Annotated in this window: 4 pseudogenes; all 4 read left to right on the top strand. The window is 69.6% G+C overall.

Annotated features, from left to right (window positions below):
- The first annotated feature begins 126 nt into the window (after window positions 1–126).
- Window positions 127–1085 (top strand): annotated as a pseudogene (locus tag GJ632_RS20015) (calcium/sodium antiporter).
- A 64-nt stretch (window positions 1086–1149) separates the two neighbouring features.
- Window positions 1150–2467 (top strand): annotated as a pseudogene (locus tag GJ632_RS20010) (sodium:calcium antiporter).
- A gap of 44 nt (window positions 2468–2511) precedes the next feature.
- Window positions 2512–3831 (top strand): annotated as a pseudogene (locus tag GJ632_RS20005) (D-aminoacyl-tRNA deacylase).
- Between the two features lie 180 nt (window positions 3832–4011).
- Window positions 4012–4283 (top strand): annotated as a pseudogene (locus GJ632_RS20000) (cell division protein FtsZ); the annotation flags it as partial.

Raw genomic sequence — 4283 nt, 5'->3', positions numbered from 1 at the left:
GCACCGAGGACGGTCGGTTCGTCGCGCGGATGCGACGCGCCGCGGGGAGACCGTGCGACGAGTTGACGAACCGGGCGCGGACCGGCGGACTTTTTCTCCCGTGTCACCTCCGTGCGACTCCGAACAATGGCCTCGTCCGTCCTCCTCTCCGTCGACACGGTTCTGCTCCTCCTCGGTGTCGTCGCACTGTACGTCGGGGCGGAACTGCTGGTGCGCGCCGCCTCCCGACTCGCCATCGGCTTCGGCGTCCGCGCGGCCGTCGTCGGCGTCACCGTCGTCGCCTTCGCCACGACGGCCCCCGAACTGGCCGTCGCCCTCCTCAGCGGATTCTCCTACTCGACGGACCTCGGCATCGGCGCCATCGTCGGGTCCAACATCGCGAACATCGGTCTCGTCCTCGGCATCTCCGCGCTCGTCAGGCCGCTCGACGTCGACGAGGGCGTCCTCGTCCGGCACGTCCCGTTCATGGTCGCGGCGGCCGCGCTCCTCGTCCTCCTCGGGATGGACGGCCGACTCGGCGCGTTCGACGGCGTCGTCCTCCTCGCGGTGCTCGCCGTCTTCACCGGCTACCTGCTCTACCGCATCCGGGCGAGCAGACCCGACGCGATACCCGTCGAGGAGGTGGACGTCGACGGCGTCAACACCGTGAGCGCGCGGGACGTGGCACTCCTCCTCGCGGGCCTCGTCCTCCTCCTAGTCGGGTCGCGCTGGCTCATCCAGGGCGGACAGAGCGTCCTCCAGGCGTACGGCTTCGACGAACGGTTCGTCGGCCTCACCGTCCTCGCCTTCGGGACGTCGCTCCCGGAACTCGCCGCCAGCATCGTCAGCGCCGTCAAGGGCGAGTCGCAGTTCAGCATCGGCAACGTCGTCGGGTCGAACATCTACAACGTCCTCGCCGTCCTCGGCGTCCTCTCGGTGCTCGTCCCCGTCGGCGTCCCCGTCGAGACGCTCGCGTTCGACTTCCCCGCCCTCGTCGCGTTCACCGTCGTCGGCGTCGCCTGATGGCGTACGGGCGGACCGTCTCGCGCGCCGACGGCGCCGTCCTCGTCGTCGGCTACCTCGCCTTCTTCTCGCTGCTCCTGTGACCCGCCCCGGCGGGGAGCGCCGAAAGCACAAGAGATAGGCGTGGTGGGCCTCGTACCACGGACGATGAGTTCACGTCTCAGCCATCCGCTCACCGCCGTCGCCGTGGCGGTGGTGCTGTCGCTCCCGTGGGTCTTCACGTGGGCGACCGGCACCGTGTCGGGGCTCTCCCACCTCGGGACCGTCGCGATAAGCGGGCTGGCGGTCCTCGGCGCATCGTTCCTCCTCGCGTGGGGAGCAGAGACGGCGGAGAAAGACGTCCCCCGCGCGTTCGCACTCGCCGTCCTCGCCGTCCTCGCCGTCGCCCCCGAGTACGCGGTGGACGCCCTCTACGCGTGGCAGGCGGCGTCCGACCCCTCGAAGGCGAATCTCGCCGTCGCCAACATGACAGGCGCGAACCGCATCCTCATCGGACTGGGCTGGTCGGGCATCGCCCTGTTCTCCATCTACAAGGCCACGCAGGGCCGCGACGACTCGAGCGTCGTGAACCGCGACGGCTACCTCCGCGACGCCGTCAGACTCGACCCCAGCATCTCGACGGAGATTCTGTTCCTGTTCGTCGCCACCCTCTACGCGTTCTTCGTCCCTTTCAACGGCGGCATCGACTGGGTCGACATGGTCGTCCTCGTCGGCCTCTACTTCACCTACATCGGCATCATCGTCCGCGGCGACGTGGACGAACACGGCCAGCAGGTGGGCGTGCCCGCGTACTTCCAGGCGAAGTCCGGGCCGTCCGGACCGCAGTCGTCCTGACGCTGTTCGCCTACTCCGCGTTCCTCATCATCACCGCCGTCGAACCGTTCGCGCACGGGCTGGAGGCGCTCGGCCTGCAGTTCGGCATCCCCGAGTTCTTCATGATACAGTGGATCGCGCCGCTGGCCTCCGAGAGTCCCGAACTCATCGTGACGGCCTACCTCGTGAACAAGGCGCGTTCGACCGCGGCGTTCAACGCCCTCATCTCCTCGAAGCTGAACCAGTGGACGCTGCTCATCGGGACGCTCGTCCTCGTCTACAGCATCGCGCTCGGCCGTTACGGGGCGCTCCCGTTCGACTTCAAGCAGTCGGCCGAGATATGGCTCACCGCCGCGCAGAGCTTCTTCGCGCTGGCGGTCCTCGTGACTTCCGCATCGACGTGCGCGAGGCCGTGACGCTCTTGGTCCTGTTCGTCTCGCAGGTGGTGTTCGAGTTCGCTATCATCCAGACGGTGCCCGAGCCCACCGCCACGCAGTACTCCATCGACCTCCTCCTCGGCTACACGGCGCTCTACCTCCTCATCGGCACCGGGTTACTCGTCAGCCGGCGGACGGACCTGCGTCGGCTGGCCCGCCTGACTGTCAGGAACGTCCGCGGCGAACCGACGCCCGAACCCGGCCGGGCGGACTGACCGGCTTCGACGCGTTTTAGCCCGTCGCCCGGTCACTCTCGCTCGTGATTGCCGTCGTCGTCAGTCGCGCCGACAGCGCATCGGTCCACATCGGCGAGCGACTGCTGGAACTCGGCGAGTGGGAGGAACTGACCGACGAGTCGCGCCCCGACGAGGCGGGGGGCGGGACGTACTACCGCCGCGGCGAGTTCGAACTCCGCGAGTTCGACGCGCTCCACCTCGAACTCGACGGCGTCGCCGACGCGTTCTCCGAGCCCCCGGCGTTCGTCGCGTTCGTCTCCAGACACTCCGGCGACACCGGACCGCTCCTCACCGCCCACTTCACCGGGAACTTCGGTCCCGCCGAGTACGGCGGCGAGTCGGGCGCGTTCGCCCGCGCCTGCCCGAACGCCCAGAAGGCCGTCGTCGAGGCGTTCGACCGACACGCGCCGGACGGCTACGAGGTGGGAATCGAGTGCACCCACCACGGCCCCACGGACGTCGGCGCCCCCGCGATGTTCGTCGAACTCGGGAGCGACGAGGAGGCGTGGGCGGACCCCGACGGGGCCCGCGCCGTCGCCCGGGCCGTCCTCGACCTCTCGGGCGTCGCCGCCGACCGGGACCGCCACCTCGTCGGCTTCGGCGGCGGCCACTACGCCCCGCGGTTCGAGCGCATCGTCCGCGAGACGGACTGGGCCGTCGGCCACGTCGCGCCGACTGGCCCCTCGACGCGATGGGGTCGCCCGCGGCGAACCGCGACGTGCTCCGCCGCGCGTCGAGGCGTCGGCGGCCGAGTACGCCGTCGTCGAGGGCGACCGACCGGAACTGGTCGAGACGCTGGCGTCGCTCGGCTACCGCGTCGTCAGCGAGACGTGGGTCGTCGAGAGCGAGGGCGTCGCCGCGGACCGACTGGAGACGCTGGAGGCCGACCTCTCGCCCGTCGAGGAGGGGCTTCGCCTCGGCGCCGACGCCGACGCGGACGACTACGCGGTCGTCTCCCTGCCGGACGACTTGCTCGTCGAGGCGGCGGGCATCGACCTCGACGCGGCCCGCGAGGCGGTCCACGCGAACGCCGTCGCCTACGAGACGAGAGAGGGCGGGACGAAGGCGTCGGGTCGCGCGGCGGTCGCCGACGAGGACCGGTACGACGCCGTGGTCGACGCCCTCGCCGCGATTCTCCGCGAGAAGTACGACGAGGTGCGGCGCGAACGGACCGCCGTCGTGCCACCCGCCAGTCGTTCGACGCCGCCGCGGCCGCCGAGTTGGGCGTCCCCGAGGGCCCCGCGTTCGGGAAACTCTCCGCGGGCCAGTCCGTCGAAGTCGAGGGGCGCGAGGTGACTCCCGCGGACGTTCGTTCCGAGGAGACGGTCGCGTTCAAAATATAGTCGCGGCCGGGAGCCAGTCGGCGGCGCGCCGGACGCAGTCGGTCGGCGGGGCGGGCGAGCGCGCCGAACTCGCCGGTTGGGGTCAATCGGCAGACAGGTAGCGACTCCCGTGAACGTCGGACAGACGTCCGACGTGAGGGGGAAAGATAATTAGGCTCCATTCGGTAAGGACGCTCATAAATGGACTCGATCGTCGACGAAGCAATAGACGAGGCCGAGGAGACGGGGGATGGGAGGACCGTCGACGGGCTCGAAGACGAACAGGTGCGACGCAGCGGAACGATGACCGACGACGAACTGAAGGACGTTCTGCAGGACCTGCAGACGGACATCACCGTGGTCGGCTGCGGCGGTGCGGGCGGGAACACCGTCAACCGCATGCAGGAAGAGGGAATCAAGGGCGCGAAACTGGTCGCCGCCAACACCGACGTGCAACACCTCGTCGAAATCGA

This window comes from Halogeometricum sp. CBA1124 (assembly GCF_009741955.1).
In the GTDB taxonomy this organism is placed as follows: domain Archaea; phylum Halobacteriota; class Halobacteria; order Halobacteriales; family Haloferacaceae; genus Halogeometricum; species Halogeometricum rufum.
This window is presented reverse-complemented; position numbering and strand designations above follow the sequence as displayed.